Annotated in this window: 1 pseudogene; it reads right to left on the reverse strand. The window is 54.7% G+C overall.

Going from position 1 to position 722, the window contains the following annotated elements:
- Positions 1-54: 54 nt before the first annotated feature.
- A pseudogene (locus KAJ71_RS23190) lies at positions 55-722 on the reverse strand (IS5 family transposase); the annotation flags it as partial.

Raw genomic sequence — 722 nt, forward strand, 5'->3', positions numbered from 1 at the left:
GGCTTTGTTGAATAAATCGGATTGAGACAAAAGCTTTCCCGAATTGACGAGCTATCAGGCAACACGCACACTTTTTGGCATGCCTGCACGCGTCATTTTGTTCAATGCACGGATCATGACCATAGCCTCACCGACCTGCGCATCATTGTCACGCAGCGTAAGGTGCCCGCCGAACAGCTGTTTCAGTCTGTACATCGCCGTTTCAGCCACCGACCGCCGGTTGTAAGCCGTATTCCATTTCCAGTAGGCGTTACCTCCCGTAAGCCGCTGCCTCGCTACCGCCTGATTTCGGTCTGCGTACTCCGTTGGCCAGTAACCTGCGTGGGTTCGCGGCGGGATCAGTGCTCTGATTTTCTTACGCCGCAGTTCGTCATGGCATAGCTTTGTGTCATAAGCGCCATCGGCGGAAGCTACCTTAATTTTCCGGTGGGTCTGCCGGATAAGACCCGGGAATGCCTCCACATCGGTCACGTTGTTCAGTGACAGGTCAGCACAGATAACCTCGTGGGTATCAGCGTCCACGGCCAGGTGCAGTTTTCGCCAGACGCGGCGCTTTTCCTTACCGTGCTTTTTCACCTTCTACTTGCCTTCACCAAAGACTTTTAGGCCAGTGGAATCGATAACCAGATGGGCAATCTCACCGCGCGTGGGGTTCTTGAAAGGGATGCTCACGGACTTGGCCCGTCTGCTGACGCAGGAATAATCCGGGCAACGAAGCGGGA

This window comes from Serratia silvae, assembly GCF_023282985.1.
Taxonomy (GTDB): domain Bacteria; phylum Pseudomonadota; class Gammaproteobacteria; order Enterobacterales; family Enterobacteriaceae; genus Chania; species Chania silvae.